General features: G+C 68.8%; 20 protein-coding genes and 1 pseudogene. 5 read left to right on the top strand and 16 right to left on the bottom strand.

Annotated elements, in window-relative coordinates:
- Window positions 1–68: 68 nt before the first annotated feature.
- The 3 genes and pseudogenes from CNR27_RS15910 to CNR27_RS06535 all read right to left on the bottom strand — a co-directional run.
- Window positions 69–1247 (bottom strand): annotated as a pseudogene (locus tag CNR27_RS15910) (diguanylate cyclase domain-containing protein); the annotation flags it as partial.
- Between the two features lie 137 nt (window positions 1248–1384).
- On the bottom strand, window positions 1385–2269 hold the full coding sequence (locus CNR27_RS06540; protein WP_096297469.1) for a phosphate/phosphite/phosphonate ABC transporter substrate-binding protein: 885 nt from the start codon (window positions 2267–2269) through the stop codon (window positions 1385–1387).
- Between the two features lie 110 nt (window positions 2270–2379).
- On the bottom strand, window positions 2380–3159 hold the full coding sequence (locus CNR27_RS06535) for an RNA methyltransferase (RefSeq protein ID WP_096300374.1): 780 nt from the start codon (window positions 3157–3159) through the stop codon (window positions 2380–2382).
- 116 nt (window positions 3160–3275) lie between these two features.
- Here CNR27_RS06535 and CNR27_RS06530 point away from each other — a divergent pair, with 116 nt between their 5' ends.
- Window positions 3276–4103 (top strand): inositol monophosphatase family protein, encoded by an 828-nt coding sequence (locus tag CNR27_RS06530; RefSeq protein ID WP_096297468.1) that lies wholly within the window; start codon window positions 3276–3278, stop codon window positions 4101–4103.
- Between the two features lie 297 nt (window positions 4104–4400).
- On the opposite strand, the gene secF is transcribed toward CNR27_RS06530, so the two are convergent.
- The 6 genes from secF to CNR27_RS06500 all read right to left on the bottom strand — a co-directional run bounded on the left by secF (window position 4401) and on the right by CNR27_RS06500 (window position 10921).
- The gene (gene secF / locus CNR27_RS06525; RefSeq protein WP_096297467.1) at window positions 4401–5366 is read right to left on the bottom strand and encodes a protein translocase subunit SecF; all 966 of its coding nucleotides are present in this window, start codon (window positions 5364–5366) and stop codon (window positions 4401–4403) included.
- 15 nt (window positions 5367–5381) lie between these two features.
- Entirely contained in the window at window positions 5382–7265 is a 1884-nt protein-coding gene (gene secD, locus CNR27_RS06520; protein ID WP_096297466.1) for a protein translocase subunit SecD, read from the bottom strand.
- 63 nt (window positions 7266–7328) lie between these two features.
- A complete protein-coding gene (gene yajC, locus CNR27_RS06515; RefSeq protein WP_096297465.1) occupies window positions 7329–7667 on the bottom strand; it encodes a preprotein translocase subunit YajC in 339 nt (112 codons plus the stop codon).
- A 127-nt stretch (window positions 7668–7794) separates the two neighbouring features.
- A complete protein-coding gene (gene tgt / locus CNR27_RS06510) occupies window positions 7795–8931 on the bottom strand; it encodes a tRNA guanosine(34) transglycosylase Tgt (RefSeq protein WP_096297464.1) in 1137 nt (378 codons plus the stop codon).
- A gap of 84 nt (window positions 8932–9015) precedes the next feature.
- The gene (gene queA, locus CNR27_RS06505) at window positions 9016–10068 is read right to left on the bottom strand and encodes a tRNA preQ1(34) S-adenosylmethionine ribosyltransferase-isomerase QueA (RefSeq protein WP_096297463.1); all 1053 of its coding nucleotides are present in this window, start codon (window positions 10066–10068) and stop codon (window positions 9016–9018) included.
- 421 nt (window positions 10069–10489) lie between these two features.
- Window positions 10490–10921, bottom strand: coding sequence for an Lrp/AsnC family transcriptional regulator (locus CNR27_RS06500; RefSeq protein WP_096297462.1), 432 nt, complete (start codon window positions 10919–10921; stop codon window positions 10490–10492).
- Window positions 10922–11098: 177 nt separating this feature from the next.
- Between CNR27_RS06500 and CNR27_RS06495 the strand changes: the two genes are divergently transcribed.
- Both CNR27_RS06495 and upp read left to right on the top strand, forming a co-directional pair.
- On the top strand, window positions 11099–12598 hold the full coding sequence (locus tag CNR27_RS06495) for an aminotransferase class III-fold pyridoxal phosphate-dependent enzyme (RefSeq protein WP_096297461.1): 1500 nt from the start codon (window positions 11099–11101) through the stop codon (window positions 12596–12598).
- A 383-nt stretch (window positions 12599–12981) separates the two neighbouring features.
- Entirely contained in the window at window positions 12982–13614 is a 633-nt protein-coding gene (gene upp / locus CNR27_RS06490; protein WP_096297460.1) for a uracil phosphoribosyltransferase, read from the top strand.
- A gap of 101 nt (window positions 13615–13715) precedes the next feature.
- Here upp and CNR27_RS06485 read toward each other — a convergent pair whose 3' ends face one another.
- From CNR27_RS06485 to CNR27_RS06460, 6 genes are all read right to left on the bottom strand, one after another.
- Window positions 13716–14546 (bottom strand): ferritin-like domain-containing protein, encoded by an 831-nt coding sequence (locus tag CNR27_RS06485; protein WP_096297459.1) that lies wholly within the window; start codon window positions 14544–14546, stop codon window positions 13716–13718.
- On the bottom strand, window positions 14543–16009 hold the full coding sequence (gene purF, locus CNR27_RS06480; protein WP_096297458.1) for an amidophosphoribosyltransferase: 1467 nt from the start codon (window positions 16007–16009) through the stop codon (window positions 14543–14545). The genes CNR27_RS06485 and purF overlap by 4 nt, the downstream gene beginning before the upstream one ends.
- Before the next feature lie 65 nt (window positions 16010–16074).
- A complete protein-coding gene (locus CNR27_RS06475; protein WP_096297457.1) occupies window positions 16075–17097 on the bottom strand; it encodes an SPOR domain-containing protein in 1023 nt (340 codons plus the stop codon).
- A gap of 58 nt (window positions 17098–17155) precedes the next feature.
- Window positions 17156–18424: a bifunctional tetrahydrofolate synthase/dihydrofolate synthase gene (folC, locus tag CNR27_RS06470; protein ID WP_096297456.1), complete on the bottom strand. Its 1269-nt coding sequence runs from the start codon at window positions 18422–18424 to the stop codon at window positions 17156–17158.
- Entirely contained in the window at window positions 18421–19065 is a 645-nt protein-coding gene (locus CNR27_RS06465) for a histidine phosphatase family protein (RefSeq protein WP_096297455.1), read from the bottom strand. The genes folC and CNR27_RS06465 overlap by 4 nt, the downstream gene beginning before the upstream one ends.
- A gap of 224 nt (window positions 19066–19289) precedes the next feature.
- Window positions 19290–21377, bottom strand: a complete 2088-nt coding sequence (locus CNR27_RS06460; protein ID WP_096300372.1) for a S46 family peptidase — start codon at window positions 21375–21377, stop codon at window positions 19290–19292.
- Window positions 21378–21600: 223 nt separating this feature from the next.
- Here CNR27_RS06460 and tdh point away from each other — a divergent pair, with 223 nt between their 5' ends.
- Both tdh and CNR27_RS06450 read left to right on the top strand, forming a co-directional pair.
- Window positions 21601–22635: an L-threonine 3-dehydrogenase gene (tdh, locus tag CNR27_RS06455; protein WP_179948225.1), complete on the top strand. Its 1035-nt coding sequence runs from the start codon at window positions 21601–21603 to the stop codon at window positions 22633–22635.
- A gap of 51 nt (window positions 22636–22686) precedes the next feature.
- On the top strand, window positions 22687–23682 hold the full coding sequence (locus tag CNR27_RS06450; protein WP_157745294.1) for a hypothetical protein: 996 nt from the start codon (window positions 22687–22689) through the stop codon (window positions 23680–23682).
- Window positions 23683–24268: 586 nt separating this feature from the next.
- Here CNR27_RS06450 and CNR27_RS06445 read toward each other — a convergent pair.
- Window positions 24269–25939: a Na/Pi cotransporter family protein gene (locus tag CNR27_RS06445; RefSeq protein WP_157745292.1), complete on the bottom strand. Its 1671-nt coding sequence runs from the start codon at window positions 25937–25939 to the stop codon at window positions 24269–24271.
- Between the last annotated feature and the right edge of the window lie 53 nt (window positions 25940–25992).

Here is a 25992-nt window from a genome sequence, read left to right as displayed (position 1 = left end):
TCCTGCTCCATGTGGATACGCCGCTCGCCCGCCTGATCCAGTGCGAGGCTGTAGAAGCGGTAGCCGTTCTTGCCGGCGAGCTTGGCCTGGTACATCGCGATGTCGCCGTTCTTGAGCAGCATCGTCGCGCTGCCGGCGTCGTCGGGAAATACGGTGATTCCGATCGAAATGCCGAGGAAAACGCGCCGGTCCTCGATGTCGATGGGCCGCGCGACCTCCTCGACCAGCCGCGCCGCCAGCGCGGCGGCGACGTCGCGCAGGTCGGCGCCGCTGCCAGCGGGCACCTGCAGCAGGATGACGAATTCGTCGCCGCCGAATCGCGCCAGCTGGGGACGGGCGATGTCGAATTCGCGAACGGCGGCATCGATGCGTGCGGTGAACTGCACCAGGGCCTCGTCCCCGGCGTCGTGGCCCAGCGTGTCGTTGACGCGCTTGAAGTTGTCGACGTCGGCGAACAGCAGCGCCAGTTGCCCGGCCGCGCCCTGCATCTGCAACAGGCGCTGGTCCAGAGACTCTCGCAGCGCAAGGCGGTTGGCCAGGCCGGTCAGCGGATCCGTGTACGCCATGCGGCGGATGTCGCGATCGTGCCGCGCGATGCTGTCTCGCATGCGGTCGAACGCACGCATCAGATCGCCGATCTCGTCCTGGCGCGCGTCGACCGGAATCTCGACGTGATAGTGCCCGGCCTCGATCTGCTGGGCCGCGGCGGCGAGCTGGCGTACCGGACGCACCAGCCGGCGTTGCAGCACCGCGGCGACCAGTCCGCCGAGTACGAGCAGCACCAGCAGCAACGCGCCGAGCCCGACCAGGTGGCGCCGGGCGATCTCGTCGAGGCGGGCCTGCATCGCGTCCGCCATCGCCACCTCGTCGTCGCGCACGGTGGCCAGCGAATAGCCGATGCGGACACCGCCCAGGCGTTGATCGCCGATTCGGATGGGCGTGGAGACGTCGAGCATCGAATCGTCGCGCTGGACGAGCTGCCCGCCGGCGCCGATGACCTCCAGCGCGAATGGATCGCTCATGCGCTGGCCGTAGCGTTCGATGTCCTGGCTGCCGTCGTGGACCAGGCGCCCCTGGGCATCATAGACGAGCACGTAGCTCACATCGGGCTGGCGCAGCACGTTGCCAACGGCGCTGCCGATCGCTTCGAGATCGGAGTAGTACAGCGGATTCACCAGGGCATCGGCGAGCTGCGCCGACACCGCTTCGCCGCGCGAGAGCAGGCGCTGCGAAGCCAGCGCATGCATCGAGCGCTGGCTCAGCGTGACGATCTGCCGCTGTGACTGCTTCTGCTGCTGCATGACCAGGGCCACCGACACCAGCCCGATCAGAACGGTCGCCGCCATCAGCGCCAGGAACGCCGTTTGCAGGCTCGCGCGCAGTTTCACTCGACGTCCGCCACGACGCGGGCCACACCGTCGCGCAGCCCATCGAGCCCCGCCCGGGTATCCGCATCGATGGGCAGGAAGGCGGTTGTGCGGAAGAACTGGCGAAGCGCGTCGGCAGCTGCAGGATCGTCCCGGGCCTCGATCAGCACTTCGCGCAGCCGCTCCGCCACACGCGGTTCCAGGTCGCCGCGGACCATTTCCAGCGCGCGCGGGAACGGCGCACTCTCGTGGAAGATCACGAAGTCGCGCTTGAACGCCGGGGGCACCTGGCGCGGGCTGTCCCAGTCGAGATTGCTCATCGCCCCGGCATCGACCAGTCCCTTGTGCACCCATGAGGCGATGTTGAATTCCGAGCGCCCGAACAGATAGCCCACCGAGCCCGGCTCGGGTGCATCGCGCGGGGACAGCAGGATCTCCAGCGGCAGCCCCTGGGCAAGCAGCTCGGCGGCGGGCACGAAATAGGCGCTCGTCGACTGCCGGTTCTGGAATCCGATACTGCGACCGCGCAGGTCCTCGAGCGCGCCGATGCCGCTCTCGCGCCGGGCGAAGTAGACCGTGTGGTAACGGCTCACGCCATGCCGCTCGGTCAGCAGCAGCGCCCGCGCGCCTGCGCGAGCCTCGAGGCGCATCGCACCGCTGGCGGTCTCGGTCACCCAGTCCACCCGGCCGCGGCGCAGATAGCTCTGCATTTGCTGGACGTCGCGCGCCATCAGCACGCGACCTTCGGTGATGCCGACATCGCCCATGCGGGAGACGACGTAGTCCAGCAGCGGCCTGAGCTGTTCGTAGTGCGCCGTTGGATCGTCGCTGATGCGACCGAGCACCAGCACCTTGCGCGGTTCGGCGGCGGGTGAAGCCGTGATCGCCAGTGCCAGCACCATCCCCGTCGTGAGCCAGCGGAAGAAAGGACGCAAGGCCAAGACCGATCCGATGACGTGGATGAAGCGGCGAGCCTAGCCCAATCGGAGGTCGCGCGACAGCGGCTGCGCGCTCATCCGGCGTCGCGCGTTCCCGCCAGTCGCGCCATGCGCTGGGCGTCGGCGAGGATGCCGCGCAGCAGGCGGACCTCCTTGTGGTCGAGCCCGGTGCGCACGAACAGTCGCCGCAACTTGCGCATCGCCGAATCCGGCGCGCGTCCCTTGTGGAAATCGATCGCGTCCAGCGTGTCGGCCAGCTGGGCGAAGAAGCCTTCGAGCTCCGCGTGCGGAACCGCCTCCGGATTCGCCGACGCGATCACCGCAGGCGGCGCGTCGCCTTCGCCCAGCAGCGCCAGTCGCACTTCGTAACTGAGCACCTGCACTGCGGCTGCGAGATTCAGCGAGCTGTACTCGGGATTGGCGGGAATATGCACGGCGGCATGGCACAGCTGCAGTTCGTCGTTGTCGAGGCCCGTGCGTTCACGGCCGAACACCAGCGCCACCTCGCCGCCGGCGCCGGCCTCGACGCGCACGGATGCCGCCGCCTCGCGCGGCCGCAGTTCGCGCAGCTGCACGCGACGACTGCGCGCGGTGCAGCCGAGCACCAGCCGGCAATCGGCGACCGCCTCGGCCAGCGTTGCCACTTCGACCGCAGCGTTGAGCACGTCCTCGGCGCCGGCCGCCATCATGTCGGCCTCGTTGTGCGGAAACTTCTGCGGGGCGACCAGCACCAGCCGGTGCAGCCCCATGGTCTTGATCGCGCGGGCGGCCGAGCCGATGTTGCCGGGGTGCTGGGTGCCCACAAGCACGATGCGGATGCGGTCGGCGAGATCGATTGCGTTGGTCGTGTCCATGCCGGTGTCGGAATTCAGGGGCGCTTGCATGACGCGAATGGTAAACTGCGCGACCGGCCCAGCGCCGGCACCGCTCTTTTTCCCCTCGATCCCGCCCGCGCCCGGAGACCTCCGCGATGCTTCAACCTGCTGTCAATGTCATGGTCAAGGCGGCGCGCGCCGGCGGCGGCGTCCTGTTGCGCAACATGCACAAGCTCGATGCGCTCAACGTCGTCGAGAAGGCGCGCCACGATTACGCGAGCGAGGTCGATGGCCTCGCCGAAGAGGCGATCGTCAAGGAACTGCGCCGCGCCTATCCCGAATACGCCGTGCTCGGCGAAGAAGGCGGCGCCAAGCCGGGCCGCGGTGGTCAGAGCCGCTACACCTGGGTCATCGATCCGCTCGACGGCACCAGCAACTACCTGCGTGGCCTGCCCCACTGGTGCGTGTCCATCGCGCTGGTCGAAGGCGGCGAGCCGCTGCACGGCGTGATCTTCGATCCATTGCGCAATGAGCTGTTCACCGCGACCCGCGGCGCCGGCGCGCAACTCAATGAGCGCCGCATCCGGGTGTCCGAACGCCGCGAACTGACTGGCGCCCTGCTCTCGACCGGCTTTGCCCCGCGCGAACGCAAGCGCGTCGGCGCGCAGCTGCGCGCGGTCGAAACGCTGCTCGAGTCGGCCGAGGACATCCGCCGTACCGGTTCAGCCGCGCTGGACCTGGCCTATGTCGCCGCGGCCCGCACCGACGGCTATTTCGAGGCCGGCGTGCACCCCTGGGACATTGCGGCCGGCGTGCTGCTGGTCCGCGAGGCCGGTGGCCGCGTCAGCGACTTCAAGGGCGCCACCCTCGGGCCGATGAACGTGGCTTTCGCGGGCGGACGCCAGGTCGTGGCAGGCAACGTGCACATCGTCACGCCGCTGCAGAAGAGCCTGGTCGATTCGGGTTACGCCAAGGAGTTCTGAGCCGCCGCTCACCCTGGGCACTCCGGAGAGGCCGCGCATTGCGCGGCCTTTTTTGTTGCGGATCATCGCCGGGCTGCGCGTCCGCCATCGGCGAGCGACCGCCGGCGGAGCGCGCTCCGGACGGCACCTGTGTCAGCGGGTATCCGCATCTGTGTGCGCGACGCACATCCAGTCGGCGCACTGCCTTCCGGCTCCAGGTCCACGGTGAGTGGCAATCCCACAAAAAGAAGCCGCGCAATGCGCGGCTTCTTCGTACAACGCTCATTCCGGCGCCTGGCGGCGACCGGAATGCCGATCTCAGGGACGGCGCGCCAACGCTTCCTCGTCGCGCGCCTTCGGCAGCAGGTCCTGCTTGGTCACCTTCAGCGCGCCATATGTCAGCAGCGGGCAAGCAATGAAGATCGACGACAGGGTACCGACCAGTGCGCCTAACATCTGGGTCAGCGCCAGGCCTTCGAGCGAACCGCCGCCGTAGAGGAACAGGGCGAGCACCGACAGGAAAAACACCAGCGAGGTGATGATGGTGCGCGACAGGGTCTGGTTGATCGACCGGTTGAACACCTCCAGCGGATCGGCGCGCAGTACGCGGAAGTTCTCGCGCACGCGGTCGAAGACCACGATGGTGTCGTTGATCGAGAAGCCCATCACCGAGAGCAGACCAGCCAGCACGGTGAGATCGAACTCACGCCCGGTCAGCGAGAACAACGCAGCCACCACCATCACGTCGAACAGCGTGGTCAGGCTGGCGACGACCGCGAACTTCCATTCGAAGCGCACGCTGATGTAGAGCAGGAAGCCCACCAGCACGAAGATCGCCGCGTAGATGGCGTTCTTGCGCAGGTCGCCCGACACCTGCGAACCGATCGACTCGGTGCTCAGGATCCGGCCGGGATTCTCCGGCGTGGATGCCGCCGACAGCACGCTCGCGGCAAGCTCGGCATTGCCGTCCACGTTCGTCTGGTCTTCCTCACCACGCACCCGGATGAGCAGGTCGGTGCCGCTGCCGAAGGTCTGCACCTGGGCGTTGGCGATGCCTGCCGTCTCCAGGCGCTCGCGCACGTCGTCGACGCTGACGGCCTGCTCGAAGCGGACATTGACGGCAGTGCCGCCGGTGAAGTCGAGGGCGAAATTGAAGCCCTTCAGCCCCACCACCGCGACCGAGGCAATGGACAGCAGGACGAACAACGCGACCCAGATGTGCCGCATCCGCATGAAGTCGATGCGGGTGTTGGCCGGGATAAGTGTCAACGGGAAAATTTTCATCTGTGGGTTCTCCCGTCAGATCGCCAGGGACTTGAGCTTCTTGCGCGGCGCATAGATCAACGTGACCAGCGCACGCGACACGACGATCGCGGTGAACATCGAGGCGACGATGCCGATCACCAGCGTGACCGCGAAGCCCTGCAGCGGGCCGGTACCGAAGGCATACAGCGCAACGCCCGCGATGATGCCGGTGAGGTTGGAGTCGAAGATGGTGTCCGACGCCTTCTCATAGCCGGTCACGATCGCCGCCTTGGGCGGCATGCCCGCGCGCAGCTCCTCGCGGATGCGCTCGTTGATCAGCACGTTGGCGTCGACCGACAGGCCGATCGACAACGCCAGACCAGCGAAGCCCGGCAAGGACATCGTGGCGCCGAACAGCGACATCACCGCGACCACGATCAGCAGGTTCAGGATCAGCGCCAGGCAGGTCACGATGCCGAACATGCGGTAGTACAGCATGAAGAAGATCAGCGTGAAGACGAATGCGTAGGCCACCGCGGTCAGACCGCGCTCCACGTTCTCCGCGCCCAGGCTCGGGCCGACAACGCGTTCCTCGACGAAGTCCATCGGCGCGGCCAGTGCGCCGGCCTTGAGCTGGCGGGCCAGGTCGTTGGCTTCTTCGCGGGACAGGCCGGTGGTCTGGAACTCGCGCCCGAATACGCCGCGGATCGTCGAAGAGCTGATGACGCGCTCGATGCTGCGCGAAGATCGCACTTCCTCGCCGTCGACCATACGGACGGTCGGAATGCGCTCGACGTAGACGATGCCCAGGCGCTGGCCGACGTTCTGCAGCGTGTGGTCGAGCATGCGCTTGCCGCCCGCGCTGTTGAGCGTGATGCTCACGGACGGAGTGCCGGTCTGCGAATCGGTGGTCGGATTGGCATTGATCAGCTGATCGCCCGATACCAGGATGCGGCGCGACAGCAGCAGCGGCGTGCCGGTCTCGTTGTAGTAGATGCGCGAGTCGGCCGGGATGCTTCCCGACGCGACCACTGCTGCGGCCTGGTTCTCGTCGCCGGTGACGGCGCGGAACTCGAGCGTCGCGGTCGCGCCGATCAGGCGCTTGGCCTCGGCGGTGTCCTGCAGACCGGGCAGCTGGATGACCAGGCGGTCCTCGCCCTGGCGCTGCAGCACCGGCTCGGCAACGCCGATCGCGTTGATGCGGTTGGAGATCACGGTGCGGTTCTGCTCGACCGCGTCGGCAGCGATGCGGTCGATCTCGCCCTGCGACAGGCGCACGGTGATGCGGTTGCCGTCGGCCAGCACCTGCGGGCCACTGCCGCCGACCACCTGGCCCGACGCGCTGGCCAGGCTTTCCATGATGCGTGCGCGGGCGGCGTTGACGTCCGCCCCCTCCACCAGCACCACGCCGATGGTGTTGTCGTTGCGGCGCTCGACGCTGGAATAGCCGATGCGTGCGTCGCGCAGCGCTGTCCGGATGCCGTCCGCGTAACCTTCCACGCGCTTCTGCAGCGCCGCGGCCTGGTCGACCTGCATCACGAAATGCACGCCGCCCTGGAGGTCGAGGCCCAGCGACATCGGCCGTGCGCCCAGATCCGACAGCCACTGGGGCACGGTCGAAGCGAGGTTCAACGCGACCGAATAGTTCTCGCCCAGCGCCGGACGCAGCACGTCGGAGGCCACTGTCTGCGCATCCGCGTCATGCAACCGCACGAGCAGATGATTGTCATCGATCTCCGTGCCGATCGGCGTCACGCCGGCTTCGCTCAGCAGGACCTCCACGCGCTGGCGCAGGGCCTCGTCGATGCGCGCCTCACTGGTGCTCGGGGTGATCTGCACCGACGGGTTCTTCTGGTAGGCGTTGGGCAGCGCATACAGCGCAGCCAGGACCAGCACCACCAGGATCAGGGCGTACTTCCAGCGGGGAAATTCAAGCATTGCGTTGCCTCGGGCACCACTCGCGGGTGGCGCCTGGAGAGATGATGGAACCGGAGATCGGAATCAGGCCGACTTCAGGGTGCCCTTGGGGAGCACGTTGCCGACCGCGCCCTTCTGCACGCGGATCTCGACGCGCTCGGCGATCTCGAGGGTCAGGAAGCTGTCACCGATCGCGCGGACCACGCCGGCAATCCCGCCATTGGTGATGACTTCGTCACCGACCGCCAGCTTCTCGAGCATCGCGCGGTGCTCTTTGGTGCGCTTCATCTGCGGCCGGATCATCAGGAAGTACATGATCAGGATCAGGATGACCGGGAAGGCCAGCGTCGACAGCAGGCTCGGGCCGGCCGGGGCGCCAGCGGCGGCATGGGCGGGAGCAATCACAAAGTCCAGCAGATTCATCGGAGCATCCGTCAGGCGAAAAATAGCGATCGATTATGCCACGAGCCGGCCCCGCCAACCGGGCGCGAAGTTCAGAGGGCGTGAAGGCCCGGGCGGGGCGGGCGAAGGGCGTCAGCCGCCGCCCGTACTAGGGCGCCTCGGTGCCCTGCCGGGCCGCATAGAAGGACTCGCGGAACGCGGAAAAGGTTCCCGCGGCGATCGCGGCGCGCATGTCGGCCATGAGCTTCTGGTAGTACCAGAGGTTGTGCAGGGTACCGAGCATGGGCCCGAGCATCTCGCCGCACCGGTCCAGATGCCGCAGGTAGGCCCGGGTGAAGCCGCCGGCGCAGGCCTCGCAGCCGCAGCCCTCCTCGATCGGGCGCAGGTCCTTCTCGAACTTGGCGTTGCGGATGCGGATCACCCCGGTGGAGGTGAAGAAGTGGCCGTTGCGCGCGTTGCGGGTGGGCATCACGCAGTCGAACATGTCGACGCCCCGCGCCACCGCCTCGACCAGATCCTCCGGCCGGCCCACGCCCATCAGGTAGCGCGGCCGGTCCTCGGGCAGCTGCGGCGCGGTGTGCTCGAGCATGGCATTGCGTTCGTCCTCGGTCTCGCCGACCGCGAGGCCACCGATCGCATAGCCGTCGAAGCCGATCTCCTTGAGACCCTCGACCGAGCGCGTGCGCAGATCATGGTGCACGCCGCCCTGGACGATGCCGAACAGCGCCGCGTCGTTGCCTTCGTGCGCGCGCCGGGAGCGCGCGGCCCAGCGCAGCGACAGCTCCATCGATTTTTCGACCACGCGCGGATGGACCGGCTTGCCGTCGATCTGCACCGGCGGGCACTCGTCGAAGATCATCACGATGTCCGAGTCGAGCACCTTCTGGATGCGCATGCTCTCCTCGGGACCGAGGAATACCTTGGCGCCGTCGGTAGGCGCGGCGAAGGTCACGCCCTCCTCGGTGATCTTGCGCTTGTGCGCCAGCGAGAACACCTGGAACCCGCCGGAATCGGTGAGGATGGGCTTGTCCCAGCGCGCGAAGCCATGCAGCCCGCCGTGCGCCTCGATGACCTCCAGCCCCGGCCGCAGGTACAGGTGGAAGGTGTTGCCGAGGATGATCTCCGCGCCCAGCGCGCGGATCTGATGCGGCAGCACGCCCTTGACCGTGCCGTAGGTGCCCACCGGCATGAAGGCGGGGGTTTCGATGGTGCCGCGCGGAAAGCTGATGCGGCCACGGCGCGCGGCGCCGTCGGCGCCGAGCAGCTGGAAGGACATTCTGGACATCGCACTAGTATGACGGACGCATCGCCGATGGCCGCGCGCCCGGGCCTGCGAGGACAAGGCGTCGGCGCACGGACCTGGCTCGGTTTACCTCGCTGGCGAAGCCTCCCCGTCCGGCTGCCCCCACAGCAGCATCGCATCGCCGTAGGAGAAGAACCGGTACTGCGCCTGCACCGCGTGCGCGTAGGCTGCGAGCACCCGTTCCCTGCCGGCGAATGCCGACACCAGCATCAGCAGGGTCGACTCGGACAGATGGAAGTTGGTGACCATCGCATCGACGCTGCGGATGCGATAGCCGGGGAAGATGAAGATCTGCGTTTCGCCCGCAAACGGATGCAACTCGCCATCGACGCTGGCGCTCTCGAGTGCCCGTACCACGGTCGTGCCGACCGCGATCACCCGGCCGCCGGACTCACGCGTGCGATGGATCTGGGCGATCAGTTCCGCGCCGACGTTCAGCCATTCGCTGTGCATGCGGTGCTCGCGCACATCCTCGACGCGCATCGGCAGGAAGGTGCCGGCGCCGACGTGCAGGGTCACGTGTCCGAACTCCACGCCCCGCGCGCGCAGCGCAGCCAGCAGGGCGTCGTCGAAATGCAGGCCGGCGGTCGGCGCCGCCACCGCGCCGATCTCGCGCGCGAACACGGTCTGGTAGCGCTCGGCGTCATCGCGCCCCGGCTCGCGGCGGATGTAGGGCGGCAACGGCATGCGCCCGACCTTGAGCAGCCAGGATTCCAGTGCATCCTCGACATGGAAACGCAGGTGGTAGAAGCCCTCGTCGCGCGACAGCACCTCCGCCTCGCCGCCGCCCTCGAGCACGATGCGGCCTCCGGGCCTGGGCGATTTGCTGGCCCGGATCTGCGCGCGCGCCTCGTTGCCGGGCAGCATGCGTTCGATGAGGATCTCCACCCGCCCGCCACTGGCCTTGTTGCCGAACAGCCGCGCCGGGATCACCCGGGTGTCGTTGAACACCAGCAGGTCGCCCGGCTGCAGCAGACCCGGCAGATCACGCACATGGCGGTCGTCGAACGCGCCCGCACCGGGCGGCACCACCAGCATCCGGCTGGCCGAGCGCTCGGCCAGCGGCGCCTGGGCGATCAGAGCTTCCGGCAGGTCGAAACGGAAATCGGACTTCTTCAAGGGGAATGCGAGGGAATGCGGGGGCCACATTGTAATGAAGGCAGGCAACGAGGTCGGCCGGGCGACCTGGAGCCCCCTCTGCCGCCCGGAGCGGGACTGGGGGAGGCGCTTTTCGCGATGGCTGCAGATGAACCGGAATGCTGGGCGAGCGGGGCCCAGGCACGTCGGGAAACGCCTGCCCTCACCCATCATCGGCATCCGCCGGGGGTCCTCCCCTCGTCCGGAGGAAGCAGGGCCCGGCACTTCGCGAGGCCTGCCCTCACCCCACCATCGGCATCCGCCGATGGTCCTCCCCTCTCCCGGAGGGAGGGGCCAGGCACCTCGCGAGGCCTGCCCTCACCCCACCATCGGCATCCGCCGATGGTCCTCCCCTCTCCCGGAGGGAGAGGGGCCAAGGTGTCTCCGCCATAGGCGGAGACGCTTATCTTTCGAACTTGGTCGACAGGATGATCGACGAGGTCGTGCGTTCCACGCCTTCGATACAGCCGATGCGGTCGGTCAGTTCATCCATGTCCGCCACCGTCGGCACCACGCCCAGTGCGATCAGGTCGTAGTGGCCGCTGACCGAGTGCAGCGCGCGCACCGCGCTGATCGCGCGCAAGGCGGTGACCACCGGTGTGGTCTGGCGGGGTCGCACGGTAATCATGATCTGGGCGCGGATATGCCCATGTTCGAAGTCGTCGCGCATGCGCACCGTGTAGCCGCTGATCACGCCGGCGCGCTCCAGACGCTCGATCCGGCTCTGCACCGTGGTGCGTGACAGCCCAAGCCGGCGCGCGATCTCGGCGGTCGACAGGCGCGCGTTCTCGCGCAGCAGGCTGAGCAGGCGAACATCAGCGGATTCGATGAACATGGGGAGCCCGGTTTCGGCGATCTGCCGAAATTCTAGTTCATGTTCGGCATTTCGCCGCTTCCGTCCGGCGGAATCGTCCAGATAATGGAGAGACCGCCGGTTCTTGCCGCGTTGCCCGCGCTTCTACGCCCGGCTGCGCCACGCTCCGGCCTCCCGACGTCCCAAGGAGCCTTCCGCATGTCCGTGATCCAGATCCTCGCCCCGCTGCGTGCCCATGCCGGCAAGCGCCGCACCGCCGGCCTTCCCGACGACGTGCTCGAGCGCTTCGCGAAGACCCATCCCGAACTGCTCGAAGTGGCGCACGCCGCGGTCGATGCACATGCCGCGCTGGCAACCGATTTCGCCGATCTGCTCGATCTGGACGAGGATGCGCAGGCGCGCACCGTGCAGGCGGGCTACGTCAACTTCTATCAGGCCGATGCGGTGAATCCGTATGTCGCGCTGGCCGCGCGCGGTCCCTGGATCGTCACCCTCAAGGGCGCCGTGCTCCACGATTCGGGCGGCTACGGCATGCTCGGTTTCGGCCACACGCCCAAAGCTGTGATCGAGGCGATGGCCCGGCCGGTGCCGATGGCCAACATCATGACGCCGAGCCTGTCGCAGCTGAAACTCGACCGCGCCCTGCGCCGCGAGATCGGCCACACACGCGAGGGCGGCTGCCCCTACAGCCACTTCCTGTGCCTGAATTCCGGTTCGGAATCGGTAGGCCTCGCCGCGCGCATCGCCGACATCAACACCCGCACCCAGACCGATGCCGGTGGCCGCCATGCCGGCCGCACGGTCAAGCGCATCGTCGTCAAGGGCAGTTTCCACGGGCGCACCGAACGGCCGGCGCTGTACTCGGATTCCTCGCGCGCCACCTACAAGAAATACCTTGCGAGCTTCCGCAACGAGGATTCGCTGATCGCGGTGCCGCCCTACGATGTCGACGCACTGCGCAAGGCGTTCGCGGACGCCGACGCGAACGGCTGGTTCGTGGAAGCGGTGTTCCTCGAGCCGGTCATGGGCGAAGGCGATCCGGGCCGCTCGCTGCCGCCGGCGTTCTACGCCGCCGCGCGCGAACTCACCCGCGACCACGGCAGCCTGCTGCTGGTCGATTCGATCCAGGCGGGGCTGCGCGCCCACGGCGTGCTGTCGGTCGTCGACTATCCGGGCTTCGAAGGCCTCGACGCACCGGACATGGAGACGTACTCCAAGGCACTCAACGCGGGCCAGTACCCGCTGTCGGTGCTTGCGGTGACCGAGCATGCCGCGAAGCTCTACAGGAGCGGCGTGTACGGCAACACGATGACGGCCAATCCGCGCGCGCTCGACGTGGCCTGCGCCGTGCTCGCCGAGCTCACGCCCGAGGTGCGCGCCAACATCCGCGACGCCGGACGCAAGTCGGTCGAGGCGCTCGAAGCGCTGAAGACGGAACTCGATGGCCTCATCACCAAGGTCCAGGGCACCGGCCTGCTGTTCTCCTGCGAACTCGCGCCCCAGTTCAAGTGCTATGGCGCCGGATCGACCGAGGAATGGTTGCGCGAGCAGGGCCTGGGCGTGATCCACGGTGGCGCGAACTCGCTGCGCTTCACCCCGCACTTCAACATCGACGACGACGAGATCGCGCTGATGGTGTCGATGGTCGGCCGGGCGCTGCGCGAAGGCCCGCGCCAGTCGAGCGCAGCGGCGGCCTGATCGCAGCTGACGACCTGCCGGCGACTGCCGGCAGGACCGGCATTCTCCGGCGCCTCTCCATTCGTGCGGCGCCCAAGCAGCCGGCGTAGTTCCGTGCCGATCACGAGCCAGCTCCGTTGTCAGCTGCGGGAATTAGCCGGCCATTGCACGCCCGGGAGCTTGCTCCCGGGCGGCCCGTGCGAAGCGGCCGCGGAAGTCCCGGGGCCATCATCGACGGGTTCCGACCCGCGCCAAGCGCGGTTCTGATCCGGATGAGGTCCGCGCCAGGCGCGACCACTCTCCACGTTCCCGAGGGTCGGCGGCGCGCTGCGCCAGGGTCGTGATCGCACGTCATCGGCGGCAGTGAAATATCCTAGCCACGTCGTCCGCACAGGCCCCCGCCCATGAAAACCGTCGAAGTCCGCCATCCGCTGGTCCAGCACAAGCTCGGCCTGATGCGCCGCGCCGACAACAGCACCAAGACCTTCCGCGAACTGTCGGCCGAGGTCGCCACGCTGCTGACCTACGAGGCGACCGCGGATCTGGAAACAGAGGATGCCGAGGTCCATGGCTGGGCCGGGCCGGTGCGCGTGCGCCGGATCAAGGGCCGCAAGATCACCCTGGTGCCGATCCTGCGCGCCGGCATCGGCATGCTGCCGGGCGTGCTGGAGCTGATTCCCGCGGCCAAGGTCAGCGTGGTCGGCATCAAGCGCGACGAGGATTCGCTCCAGGCGGTGCCCTACTACGAGAACCTCGTCGGCGACATGGCCGACCGCACCGCGCTGATCCTCGATCCGATGCTGGCCACCGGCGGCACCCTGATCGCGACCGTCGCGATGCTCAAGGCCGCAGGCGCGAGCCGTATCAAGGGCCTGTTCCTGGTGGCCGCGCCCGAGGGGCTCAAGGCGCTCGAAGCGGTGCATCCCGACGTCGAGGTGTATACCGCCTCGATCGACACGCACCTCAACGAGAAGGGCTACATCCTGCCGGGCCTCGGCGACGCCGGCGACAAGATCTTCGGCACGCGGGTGGACTGAGCGAAGCGCACTCGGCACCCGCCTGCAGGAAGCCGTACGTGCCCGGGGCGGAGCACCTGCGCTCCAGCCCTTCGACGACGGCTACCCGCGCCGAACGCTGGTCAGCGCTCGGCGAGCGCCTGCAGCGCGGCCAGCTCTTCCGCGCTGAAGCCCGCCGCGGCTCGTGCGTCGATGTTGAACGGCCCGTGCAGCACCGCGCGCGCATATTCCGACAGCAGGTCGCGGAAGGTCGATTCCGGCTCCACCCCGCGTCGTTCGCAGAACCAGCGGAACCAGCGGCTTCCCGCAGCGACGTGCGCGACTTCCTCTTCCAGGATGACTTCGAGCACGCCGACAGTGTCGTGATCGCCCAGCGCGCGCAGCTTGACGATCATTCCCGGCGTCACGTCGAGCCCGCGCGCCTCGAGCACGCGCGGCACCAGCGCCATGCGCGCCATGCCGTCATGCGCGGTCTTTTCGCACATTTCCCACAGGCCGTTGTGCGCGTCGAAATCGCCGTAGTCGAAGCCCAGTGCGCGCAGCCGCGTGCGCAGCATCATGAAGTGGCGCGCTTCGTCCGCGGCGACGGACAGCCAGTCGGCGTAGTAGTCCGCAGGCAGGTCGCGGAAGCGATACACCGCGTCCCAGCCCAGATCGATCGCGTTGAGCTCGATATGCGCGATCGCATGGATGAAGGCCGCGCGGCCCTCGTCGGTGCCGAAGCCGCGGCGCGGCAGCTCGCGCGGGTGCACGAGCCTGGGCCGCTCGGGCCGGCCGGGCATGCGGATCGGCTCGGGCGCGGGGGCGGACGGGTCAAGCGGCAGCGCGCCCGCCTCGAAGCGACGCGCATAGGCCTGCGTCAGCGCGACCTTCTCGTCGGGATCGCGTGCATCGAGGCAATGCCGCGCGGCCGCGAACAGGTGCGGCGCGTCCGCGGCCACCGCCGCGCTCACGCCCGGCGCTTCTTCTTTGCCTCGTCGCTGCGCAGCTGCTGCAGGCGTTCGAAATAGCCCGGCTCGATGCCGGTCACGTATTCGCCGCTGAAGCAGGAGCTGTCGAAGCGCAGGTCCGGGAACTTGGGCCCGGAGACCGCGGATTCCAGATCGGCCAGATCCTGGTAGATCAGCCAGTCGCAGCCGAGGAATTCCTCGATTTCCTTCTCGGTGCGGTTGTGCGCGACCAGTTCGTCGACCGACGGCATGTCGATGCCGTAGATGTTCGGATAGCGCACCGGAGGCGCCGCGGACGCGAGATACACCTTCTTGGCGCCGGCGTCGCGCGCCATCTGCACGATCTGCTTGGACGTGGTGCCGCGCACGATCGAATCGTCGACCAGCAGCACCACGCGGTTGCGGAACTCCAGCGGAATCGGATTGAGCTTGCGCTTCACCGACTTCGCGCGCTCGCCCTGCCCCGGCATGATGAAGGTGCGGCCCACGTAGCGGTTCTTGATGAAGCCCTCGCGGTACTTCACACCGAGCGTGTTGGAGATTTCCAGCGCCGCGTCGCGCGAGGTGTCCGGAATCGGAATCACCGTATCGATGTCGTGGTCGGGCCGCAGGCGCAGGATCTTCTCGCCGAGCGTCACGCCCATGCGCATGCGCGCCTTGTGCACCGAGATGTTCTCGATCATCGAGTCCGGGCGCGCGAAGTACACGTACTCGAAGATGCACGGCGCGTGCGGCTGCTGCGGCGCGCACTGGCGGTGGTGCAGTTCACCGCGCGGCGTGATCACGATGCCCTCGCCCGGCTCGACGTCGCGCAGACGCTCGAAGCCGAGGATGTCGAGCGCCACCGATTCCGAGGCCACGGCGTACTCGACGCCCTCGGCGGTCTCGCGGCGGCCGAGCACCAGCGGGCGGATGCCGTGCGGGTCGCGGAACGCGACCAGGCCCAGGCCCAGCACCGTCGCGACGACCGCATAGCCGCCCTTGGCGCGGCGGTTCACGCCTTCGACCGCGCGGAACGCAGCCTCCGGCGTCAGCGCCCGCTCGCGGTCGAGCTCGTGCGCGAACACGTTGAGCAGCACTTCCGAATCCGACTGCGTGTTGACGTTGCGCCGGTCGGTCTCGAACACCTGCTGGCGCAGCTGTTCGGTGTTGACCAGGTTGCCGTTGTGGGCGAGCGCGATGCCGTAGGGCGAATTGACGTAGAACGGCTGCGCCTCGTCATGGCCTTCGCTGCCCGCGGTCGGATAGCGGCAGTGGGCGATGCCGACCCGGCCCTGCAGCAGGTCCATGGACTTGCTGTCGAACACGTCGCGCACCAGGCCGTTGCCCTTGTGCACGCGCATCACAGTGCCACTGGCGACAGCGATGCCCGCCGCGTCCTGTCCGCGGTGCTGGAGCACCGTCAGGCCGTCGTACAGCGCGGCCGCGACTTCAGAGGTTCCGACGATTCCGACGATCCCGCACATGTTCGATTTCCAGTTCTGCTGAAGGCGTTCGAGACGCCGGTAAACGGAGTACGGCGCGAGAGCCGTCAGGGATGGGCACGCACCAGGCCGTCGACGCCGACGGCGCTCCGGACCTGCGCCTTGAGCCGGTCGGCATCGGCGCGACTTGCGACCGGACCCGCCTTGACCCGGGTCAGTCGCCCCTTGTCGGTGTCGACCGAATCGGTAAACGCGGTGATGCCGGCGCCGCGCAGGCGATCGCGCAGGCTGTTGGCATCGGCCGCATTGCTGAAGGCACCGATCTGGACCACGAAGCCGGTTCCCGACGCAGGCGCCGCGGCGGGTGCAGCCGCCGGTTCCGCCGGGGTCGCCCGCGGGCTCTCGGCGACAGGCGGCGTCCGCGCGGGCTCGCGCGCCGGCGGTGTCTCGGCCGGCAGCGGCTGTGTGGTCGGCGCGGCGGGCGGCGTGACCGCCGACGCGCGGGATGCTTCCGCAGGCGCAGGCGCAGGCGTAGCGGGGCGGGCGACTTCGGGACGCGCGCCCGCATCGAGCGCGACCACGCGCGGCGTGACGTCGTCACGCACCTGCGCCGCACGCACGCGGACGATCTCGGCGTCTGCGCGGCTGCCGTAGGGCCCCAGCCGCACGCGGTACGCGGGCTGGCCGTTGAGGGTGAAGCCTTCGCGGTAGCCGGTGAGGCCGGCTTGGCCGAGCTGGCGCAGGATCGCATCGGCATCGCCTTCGCTGGCGAATGCCGCGTAATGCACGGCGTAACCGCCTGCGGCCACGGTCGGCGGTAGCGCCGGCTCCCGGGTCGTCGTATCGACAGTCGGCAATGCACTGCCATCGGGCCGGGCAGCAGCCTGCGCAGGCGCGGCTTCGGCTAGGGGCCCGCCCGCGAGCGCGCCGCCCTCACCCACCGGTGGCGGCGTGACCAGCGGCAGATCGACGGTCCTGTAATCGCCGTCGGGCGTATCGGGCACCCGAAGCGGCATGTCCGGCAACCCGCTGGCGGGCGCAGGGCCCTTGACCAGCATCGGCAGGAAGATGACCGCGAGCGCGATCAGCACGGCGGCGCCGATCAGGCGTTGTTTGAGTGCAGACGACATGCGCAGATCCGGGGCACGGGAGCCGCGCGAATTATACGCGCGGCGTCGGGCGCGCTTCTTAACGCCCGCCCCGCAACCAGGCCAGTGCCGCAGCCGCGGCATGGAAAGACCCCAGCACCAGCACCCGCTCGCCGGGTTTGGCGGCCGTCACCGCGGCCTGGAGTGCTTGCCCAACGTCGGCATGCAACTCGGCGTCGAGCCCGGCAGGCAGGCGTGCGCGCAGTGCAGCCGCGTCCTGGCCACGGGCGCCGAAACCCTGCGAGCCGGCAAGGTGCCAGCGCGCGATCGACGGCGCGAGTGCGCTCGCAACACCGGCGGCGTCCTTGTCGGCAAGCGCGGCGAACACCGCGACCGTGCGCCCGGCAGCCGGCGCCACCTGCAGCCACTCCGCCAGCGCCTGCGCGGCCTGCGGGTTGTGCGCCACGTCGACGACGATCTCCACGCCGGCCCGCTCGAAGCGCTGCAGACGCGCGTCGACCGTGGCGTCGGCTATGCCCGAAGCCAGCGCGGTGTCTTCCACGTCCCGCCCCAGCGCCCGCACGGCTGCGACCGCGACTGCGGCATTGCGCAGCTGGACCGGCGCGGCCAGCGCGGGCATCGGCAGCTCGACCTCGTAGCCGACTTCGCGCCAGACCCATCTGCCCTCCCCGACCGGCGCGAACAGGAAATCGCTGCCCCCGCGGACCGCGACCGCGCCGATGCGGTAGGCATGTCGCAGCACGCTCGCCGGCGGATCGGTATCGCCGAGTACCAGCGGCTTCCAGGCGCGGGCGATGCCGGCCTTCTCCAGGCCGATCGCCTCGATGTCGTCGCCGAGCCAGTCCTGGTGATCGAGACCGACGGTCGTGATCACCGCGACGTCCGGCTCGACGATGTTGACCGCGTCCAGTCGTCCGCCGAGGCCGACCTCCAGCACCGCCAGATCGAGATCCGCCCGCGCGAACAGCCACAGCGCGGCAAGCGTGCCGGTCTCGAAATAGGTCAACGGCGTGTCGCCGCGCGCGGTCTCCACGGCCTCGAACGCCGCCACCAGCGCGGCGTCATCGACATCGCGGCCGTCAATGCGGACGCGCTCGTTGTAGGCCAGCAGATGCGGCGAGGTATACGCGCCAACACGCCAGCCGGCCGCACGCGCGATCGCCTCGACGAAGGCCACCGTCGAGCCCTTGCCGTTGGTCCCCGCGATCGTCACCACCTGCGCCGCGGGGCGGCCGCACGCCATGCGCGCGTAGACCGCGCCGACGCGGTCGAGGCCCATCTCGATTTCCGTCGGGTGCCGCGCCTGGATCGCGCTCAGCCAGTCCTGCAGGTTGCGGGCCTCGTTCATAGCGCGCGATGGACCGCCTCGCCGAAGAACGCCGTGTGATGCGCGCAGTCGTTCAGGCGCACCACCTCGAGATGGTCGACGTCGGGGCCCTCGAGCAGGTTCAGCGTGGTCGGCGCCTGGCGGAACGTCCAGAGCCTGGAGAACGGAATGCCGAGGATGTGGCACAGGATTACGCGGTTGACCGCGTCGTGGGCGACGATCAGCGCGGTGTCGTCGGGACCGAGGCCATCGACGGCGCGCGCGAATGCCGGCCAGGCGCGATCGAAGACCTGCTGCAGCGATTCGCCACCGGGCATCTGCACGCTGTCGGGCGCATCGCGCCAGGCCGCCAGGCGATCGGGGTCGCGTTCGCGGATCTCGCTGGCCAGCAGGCCTTCCCAGGTCCCGTGGGCGATCTCGGCAAGTCCTGCATCGTTGGTCAGCATCGACGCACGCGAGGCACCGAGCGCGAGCCGCGCGGTGCGGTCGGCACGTGACAGCGGCGAGGCGACCGCGCGATCGATGCGCACATCGGCCAGTCGCTGCCCAAGCAGGGACGCCTGGCGCTCACCGACGTCCGACAAAGCGATGTCCTCCTGCCCCTGATAGCGGCCTTCGGCGTTCCACGGGGTTTCGCCGTGACGGGCGAGCAGGATTCTCATCGGATGTGTCCTTGCAAGGCGCGGCGGCAGGCCGCGACGCGGCGCGCCAGTCTAATGGAAGCCGCGGCCGCCCCGCCTCCGGAGCGACCGCCACGGGCAAAACCCGGAAATCCTGCTGGACCCGCCTCGCCAGCGGCGGCGCCATGCCCGGATGTGGGCGTGGGCGCGGCCAACCGGACAGCGCCGCTGCCAGCAAGCGCCGCTGCCGGCATCCGCTGTCGCACTCAGCGTACCGGCACGCCCATCTCCTGCAGCAGGCGCGGCGCCGGATCGACTTCCTGCATGACCCAGCGGATGTAGCGCTGGTCGACCGAGATGGTGCGGGTCATCGCCGGATCGAACACCCAGTTCGACACCACCGCTTCCCAGGTCATGTCGAACAGCAACCCGGTCAGCCTGCCGTCGCCATCGAGCACCGGCGAGCCGGAGTTGCCGCCGGTGACGTCGAGGTCGGACAGGAAGTTGACCGGCACCGTGCGCAGGCGGCGATCGGCGAGGCCTCCGTGGCGCGCGGCGGAAATCGCGTCCAGCTGCGCCTGCGGCGCGTCGAACGGTTCGATTCCCGTGGCCTTGGGCGGAATCTGCTCGAGCAGGGTGAACGGCGTCTGCCGGGCGCCTGCCGCATTGGTGTAGCCGGTCACCTTGCCGAAGGTGATGCGCAGCGACGAGTTGGCATCCGGGTAGACGGCCTCCTTTCGGCTCGCGCGGTAGTCGGCGACGGCCTGCAGATAGACCGGCCGCAGCTGCAGCAGATCGCCGGCGCGGGCCTTCGCCGCCGTCTCGATCTGCAACAGTTCCGGGGTGACAGCGACGGCGTAAACGAGCGCCGGATCGCGGCTGCGCAGGAACGCACGGCGATCGGCGGCGAACCACTTCAGGCGCTCGTCGCCGTTGCCCAGCATGCTGCGCTGCAGGCGATCGAGCGCGCGGTCGATCGCGGCGGCGTCATTGCCCCCCAGCCAGTTATCGATGGCCTTGATGCGCTGCTCCGGCGGCAGCTGCACGTATTGCAGCAGCGCGTAGCGCGTGAGCTCCCGGTCCATCGCCGGCACGAAGCGGCGGTCCATCTGCTTGAGGCTGCCCTCGATTGCGGGCAGGTCGCGCTGCTGGTAGCCCTGCTCGCGCATCGCGTCGGGCTTTTCCTTCTCGATCGACAGGCGATACAGGCGGTTCGCCGTCGACAGCAATCCGCTGTTGTCGAGCAGCGACAGCACCAGGTCCCGGTCGCGCATCGCCTGGGCCTGGGCGTCGAGCGCGACGATCTTCGCGTGCGCATCGAGCGCGGCGGCGCCCTCGTCGCCCCGGCCGCGCAACCAGTCGAGTACGGCGGCCTCTTCGCTGCGCTTGCGCTCGAGCGCACCGACGCGTTCGAAGCCCTGCAGCTGGCCTTCGTAGTTCTTCAGGGTGTTCTGCCAACCGCGCACGGCGCTGGCGTAGCGCACCTCGGTCTCGGGATCGGCCTTGCCGCGCGCCTCGACCAGGTCGATCAGGGCGCGGTAGTGGCGGCCGATCTGCGGGTAACGCCAGGCCACGGTCTCGGCGAACTCGTCGGCGAACGCATACCGGCTGGTGCGACCCGGATATCCCGCCACCATGACGAAATCGTTCTCGCGCAGCGGCTTGTCGGCCAGGCGCAGGAACTGTTTCGGGGTGTAGGGGACGTTGTCCTGGGCGTACTCGGCCGGGCGGCCGTCGCGGCCGACATACGCGCGGTAGAACGCGAAATCACCGGTGTGGCGCGGCCACATCCAGTTGTCGACATCGCCGCCGAAGCTGCCGATGCCGCCGGCCGGGGCGTAGACCAGGCGTACGTCGCGGATCTCGAGGTTGCGGAACAGGCGGTAGCTGTTGCCGCCGAGGAAGCTGTAAAGCCGGCAGCGGTAGCCGGGTTCGGCCTCGCAGCGCGCCACCAGGGCCTTCTCGACCGTGTCCAGCGCTGTCGTGCGGCCGAGGCTGTCGGGCGCGGCGTCGATGGCAGCGCGCACTTCGGCGGTGACGTCCTGGATGCTGTCGAGCGCATAGATGCGCGCGTTCGGCCCGGCGGAGATCTCGTCGCCGATCGCGGCGGCATTGAAGCCATCGCGCATCAGGTTGTTCTCGGGCGTCGAATTGAGCTGGATGGCGCCATAGGCGCAATGATGATTGGTGATCACCAGGCCCTGCGGCGAGACGAAGCTCGCGGTGCAGCCGCCGAGAGACACCACGGCGCCCAGCGGATCGCCGGTCAGGTCGGCCATGCGGTTCGCATCGAGCCGCAACCCCGCCTTGCGCAGCGCCGGTGCGATGTCCGGCAGCTGCTGCGGCACCCACATGCCCTCCCCCGCCACCACCCCTGGCGCACTGCAGCCGAAGAAGACGCCCAGCAGCGTCGCGGCCAGTAACGAATGGCGCATGAGTGGTCCTGTGGATCGTGACGGGGGGCCAAGTCTAGCCAACCCGCCCGAGAGCGGGCGACCGCGGCGAGGCTCCCAGCGGTCGCCGCAGTGCCGCGCCGTATAATCGCCGGCTCTTTCCGCCACCGGCAGGCACGACGACATGGCCCAGACAATGAAGGCGCTGGTGAAGCGCGAAGCAGGCAAAGGCATCTGGATGCAGGACGTGCCGGTGCCCGCGCCGGGGCCCAACGACGTGCTGATCCGCGTGGAGAAGGCCGCGATCTGCGGCACCGACCTGCATATCTACCTGTGGGACGAATGGAGCCAGCGCACCATTACCCCGGGGCTGGTGATCGGCCACGAGTTCGTCGGCCGCATCGTCGAGCTGGGCTCGGCGGTCACCGGCTACACGGTGGGTCAACGCGTCTCGGCCGAAGGCCACTTGGTCTGCGGCCATTGCCGCAACTGCCGCGCCGGCAAACCGCACCTGTGCCCGAACACGGTCGGCATCGGCGTGACCCGTGACGGCGCCTTCGCCGAATACGTCGTCATGCCGGCAACCAACCTGTGGCCGATCCCGGACCAGATCCCGAGCGAGCTGGCGGCGTTCTTCGATCCCTACGGCAACGCCGCGCACTGCGCCCTGGAGTTCGACGTGGTCGGCGAGGACGTGCTGATCACCGGCGCCGGCCCGATCGGCGTGATGGCGGCGGGCATCTGCAAGCACATCGGCGCGCGCAACGTGGTGGTGACCGACGTCAACGACTTCCGCCTCAAGCTGGCCGCCGACATGGGCGCCACGCGCGTGGTCAACGTGTCCAACACCTCGCTCAAGGACGTCATGAAGGACCTCCACATGGAGGGCTTCGACGTGGGCCTGGAAATGAGCGGCAACCCGCATGCCTTCAACGACATGCTCGACTGCATGTACCACGGCGGCAAGGTCGCCCTGCTCGGCCTGCTGCCCAAGGGCGCGGGCATCGACTGGGACCGCATCATCTTCAAGGGTCTCACCGTGCAGGGTATCTATGGCCGGAAGATGTACGAGACCTGGTACAAGATGACCCAGCTCGTGCTGTCGGGTTTCCCGCTCGGCAAGGTGCTCAGCCACCAGCTGCCGGCCGACGAGTTCCAGAAGGGATTCGACTTGATGGAGTCGGGCAAGTCGGGCAAGGTCGTCCTCGACTGGCGTTGAGTTTTGCGCCACCACCCGGTCATACGGGCTTCTCTCACACCAAGGATGGTCATGCGCTTCTCACAGATGATTTCGATCGCCGGCCTGTTCGCGGCCGGCGCCGCCAGTGCCGGCGACCTGCAATGCCCGGTCGTCGATCAGCCGCCTGCGGCGGTGTGCGTCGCCTCGGCCCACGGACTCGCATACGCCGATACGCAGGAGGATGCAGGGACCGCCTCACGCGCACTCGCCGAGGCCGCGCAGCGATACGCGAACCTGTTCGGACGTGCGCCGGTGGGCATGCTGGTGCTCAGCACGAGCCTGGATCCGGTGGCCGCGATCGACTTCGCGAACACCCACGACCTGGAGTTCGCCCAGGTCTGGGTGCCCGCCAAGGCCAAGCGCGCCATGACCGAGCGGGCGATGCGTCAGGCCGGCTTGGACCGCGCCCGCATCAACCAGGCACTGGCCGGCATGTCCGACCAGGAGCCGATCACATTGCGGCACGAAGTGGGACACGCCATGCATGCGGCGATGTACTGGCCTGGGAGCACCGGGATGCCGCAGGAGCGCTACGGGACGCCCGCGCCCGATTGGCTGGATGAGGCGGCCGCGATCGCAATGGAGCCGATCGAGGCCCAGGGCCGTCACGTCGCTGCGTTCATCGACTTCGCCAAGCGGCGTCCGCGCGACATTCCCGATCTGGCGGACTTCCTCGCATCCGAGCATCCGGTGCGCAACGCCGGTCTCGCCGGTGCACTCGCACGTGGTCCGAAATCGGATTCCGGCGTGCAGATGATGGTGGCCAGCAGGGGCGATCGCTTCCCGGGCATGGAGACGTTCTATGGACAGTCCCTCCTGACGGCCCTGTTCCTGGCGGAGACGAGCGGCAATCCCCAGATCCTTGCGCCCATCAGCAGGGCCATCGCCGACGGCCTGGGTTTTGACGCATGGCTGGCGCGGGACGGCGCCGAGTTCAAGCTGCCCGCAACGGTCGCGGCCCTGCAGCCGCTCTGGAATGACTGGCTGCAGCAGGTGCTCCGCAGGGGCGGCAACAGCGAACCCTAGGCCGACATCGGGGAGATCGGTTCTCTCCACGCCTTCACCATGTCTTCGACCCGGCGCGGCGCCGACCTTCGATGGAATCCGCGAGGCCGGGTTGTTCAACTCCGAGCGCGTCATCACCGGCCCATAGTCGGCCGGCATCACGCCCGAAGAGCGGCGCACGGCGCTGAACATCCGCGCCCATAACGACGGAGGGCCCGGCCGGTCAACCGCACATCATCGCCGCGGCCCGGGATGCGCTGGACCCATGGCTTCGGCATGACCGCGGCGCGATCATCTGCGGCCCAGGACCTGCACAAGCAGCTGGGGAAAGACCAGCGCCGACCTCTTCGGCAAGCAGGACACGATCCTCCACGCCGCATGTTTCAACGCCACCGCGGCCCGTTCAAGCCGCTGCCGCTCGACAGCGGTGCGCAGCACGGCCTGCCGACCCGATGTATCCGCCATGCAGGCAGCGTGGAATGCCTGGCTCGAAGCACGCGGCCCGGCCGTCTCCCATTCGACCGGGTACCCGGGACGCGCCGCGTTTCGACGCGCTCGCTGGTCAGGAACCGGGCCGCAGCCGGGCACCGCACGCATCAGCCCCTGCTCAGTCCGCAACCGCATCCTCGACCACCCCGGCAATCTCCGGCGCCAGCAGGTGACGACCCAGCGCGCGCAGCAGCGATTGCGCCGACAGATAGATGGCACGGTTGACATTGAGCAGGGTGGACAGCGTCTCCTCGTCGATGCTCTCCCGGCTGGCCTCGCGGTAGAGCCGGGTCAGCGCACCGTCGCGCGTCTCGCGCACGCGGCTGCGCAGCGCCGAGACGGCTTCCACCAGCACCGGCTCCGGCTGCTCCGGCCCCAGCCTGTCGATGTCGCGGTACAGCGCTGCCGCCGAGGCTTCGAATTCCTCCAGCCGCGCATCCACCGGCGCGCGTAGCGCCAGTCGCAGCTCGACCAGGTTGCTGCGGATGTCCTTGAGCGCCTTGGCGGAGCTGACCGCCATGCGCATCGCATCCAGCTGGGCCGACAGCCCGCTGCCCACGCTTGGCGTGACCTCCTGCAGCTGCAGGCGCGCCACGTACTCGACGATCTCCCCCTCCAGGCGCTTGAGCCGACGATAGCGCTCGTCGAAGTCGCGACGGGCATTGCGGCCCCGGACCTCGCCTGGATCGGACCAGGCGCTGTCGGGATCCACCGGAACCCGCAGCGTTTCGCGGTTCATCGCGATGGTCATGCCGAGCGCACGCGCCACCTCGCGACGGACCGCCTCCAGGCCGGCTTCGGGCACCTCGTCCCCGGCGGCCTGCAGGTAGTGGTTGATGTGGCCACCATCGCTGCGGAAGTGCCGGCCCAGCCACAGTGCAAGCCTTCCGGCGAACGGCAGCACCAGTGCGATGCCGAGCAGGTTGGTGGTGGTGTGGAACGCGGCCAGCCGCAGCAGCGGATCCTCCAGTCCCGGAACCCGCGCCAGCAATGCGAGCAGCGGATACAGCAGCAGCAGCGCCAGCACCGCTTTGAACAGGTTGAAGCCGAGGTGGGTCGCGGCCACGCGCTTCTTGTCGGCGCTGCCACCGAGCGCGCCGAGCAACGCCGTGAACGTGGTGCCGACGCCTGTACCCGCAGCGAAGGCCGCCGCCGAGGGCAGGTCGACGAGGCCGCCGTGCACCGCGCCCAGCGCGATCATCATCGCCGCGGTGCTCGACTGGATGGCGCCGGTTACCGCCATGCCCAGCAGCGCCATCATCACCAGCGACCAGCCGGCGAAGGGCACGACGTCGAAGCCGGCGGCCCAGTCCTCGACGCCGGACTTCATCAGGTCCAGACCATAGAGCAGCAGCCCGATGCCCAGCAGCAGACCTGCGACGTCGCGTACCCGGCTGGCGCGCCGCAGCAGCGCGAAGCCCACACCGCCGACGCCGATGAAGGCCATCGCTGGCGCCGCCAGGTCGAGTTTGAAGCCGAGCGACGCCACCAGCCATGTGGTGAGCGTGGTCCCGAGGTTGGCGCCCATGATCACGCCCACGGCGCCTGACAGCTGCATGATTCCGGCGCCGACGAAGGCCAGCACCAGCAGCGACACCAGGGTGCTGCTCTGCAGCACGGCGGTCGCGGCCGCGCCGATCACCAGACCACGCGACGGCGTGCTGGCATGGGTGCGCAGGAAGCGCCGCAACGGGAGGCCGGCCAGCGCCCCCACGGCGTCCTCCAGCAGTTTCATGCCGAGCATGAAAAGGCCGAGGCCGGCAATCAGCGGCAGCAACTGGTCAAGCACTCACGTTCTCCCCGGGGCAGGCGGACAGCAGCTTAGTCAGACCGGACAGGAAC

Source organism: Luteimonas chenhongjianii (assembly GCF_002327105.1).
GTDB classification, from domain to species: Bacteria; Pseudomonadota; Gammaproteobacteria; order Xanthomonadales; family Xanthomonadaceae; genus Luteimonas; species Luteimonas chenhongjianii.
The sequence above is the reverse complement of the archived record's forward strand: the minus strand, read 5'-3'. Positions and strand labels throughout refer to the sequence as shown.

What these genes read in the sequence shown, in the direction of transcription:
- CNR27_RS06495 (WP_096297461.1), top strand. Translation starts at nt 11,099, where the DNA reads ATGTCCGTGATCCAGATCCTCGCCCCGCTGCGTGCCCATGCCGGCAAG.
- yajC (WP_096297465.1), bottom strand. Translation starts at nt 7,667, where the DNA reads ATGAATCTGCTGGACTTTGTGATTGCTCCCGCCCATGCCGCCGCTGGC.
- upp (WP_096297460.1), top strand. Translation starts at nt 12,982, where the DNA reads ATGAAAACCGTCGAAGTCCGCCATCCGCTGGTCCAGCACAAGCTCGGC.
- CNR27_RS06540 (WP_096297469.1), bottom strand. Translation starts at nt 2,269, where the DNA reads ATGGTGCTGGCACTGGCGATCACGGCTTCACCCGCCGCCGAACCGCGC.
- CNR27_RS06450 (WP_157745294.1), top strand. Translation starts at nt 22,687, where the DNA reads ATGCGCTTCTCACAGATGATTTCGATCGCCGGCCTGTTCGCGGCCGGC.
- tgt (WP_096297464.1), bottom strand. Translation starts at nt 8,931, where the DNA reads ATGTCCAGAATGTCCTTCCAGCTGCTCGGCGCCGACGGCGCCGCGCGC.
- CNR27_RS06465 (WP_096297455.1), bottom strand. Translation starts at nt 19,065, where the DNA reads ATGAGAATCCTGCTCGCCCGTCACGGCGAAACCCCGTGGAACGCCGAA.
- secF (WP_096297467.1), bottom strand. Translation starts at nt 5,366, where the DNA reads ATGAAAATTTTCCCGTTGACACTTATCCCGGCCAACACCCGCATCGAC.
- folC (WP_096297456.1), bottom strand. Translation starts at nt 18,424, where the DNA reads ATGAACGAGGCCCGCAACCTGCAGGACTGGCTGAGCGCGATCCAGGCG.
- purF (WP_096297458.1), bottom strand. Translation starts at nt 16,009, where the DNA reads ATGTGCGGGATCGTCGGAATCGTCGGAACCTCTGAAGTCGCGGCCGCG.
- CNR27_RS06530 (WP_096297468.1), top strand. Translation starts at nt 3,276, where the DNA reads ATGCTTCAACCTGCTGTCAATGTCATGGTCAAGGCGGCGCGCGCCGGC.
- tdh (WP_179948225.1), top strand. Translation starts at nt 21,601, where the DNA reads ATGGCCCAGACAATGAAGGCGCTGGTGAAGCGCGAAGCAGGCAAAGGC.
- CNR27_RS06460 (WP_096300372.1), bottom strand. Translation starts at nt 21,377, where the DNA reads ATGTGGGTGCCGCAGCAGCTGCCGGACATCGCACCGGCGCTGCGCAAG.
- CNR27_RS06500 (WP_096297462.1), bottom strand. Translation starts at nt 10,921, where the DNA reads ATGTTCATCGAATCCGCTGATGTTCGCCTGCTCAGCCTGCTGCGCGAG.
- secD (WP_096297466.1), bottom strand. Translation starts at nt 7,265, where the DNA reads ATGCTTGAATTTCCCCGCTGGAAGTACGCCCTGATCCTGGTGGTGCTG.
- CNR27_RS06475 (WP_096297457.1), bottom strand. Translation starts at nt 17,097, where the DNA reads ATGTCGTCTGCACTCAAACAACGCCTGATCGGCGCCGCCGTGCTGATC.
- CNR27_RS06535 (WP_096300374.1), bottom strand. Translation starts at nt 3,159, where the DNA reads ATGGACACGACCAACGCAATCGATCTCGCCGACCGCATCCGCATCGTG.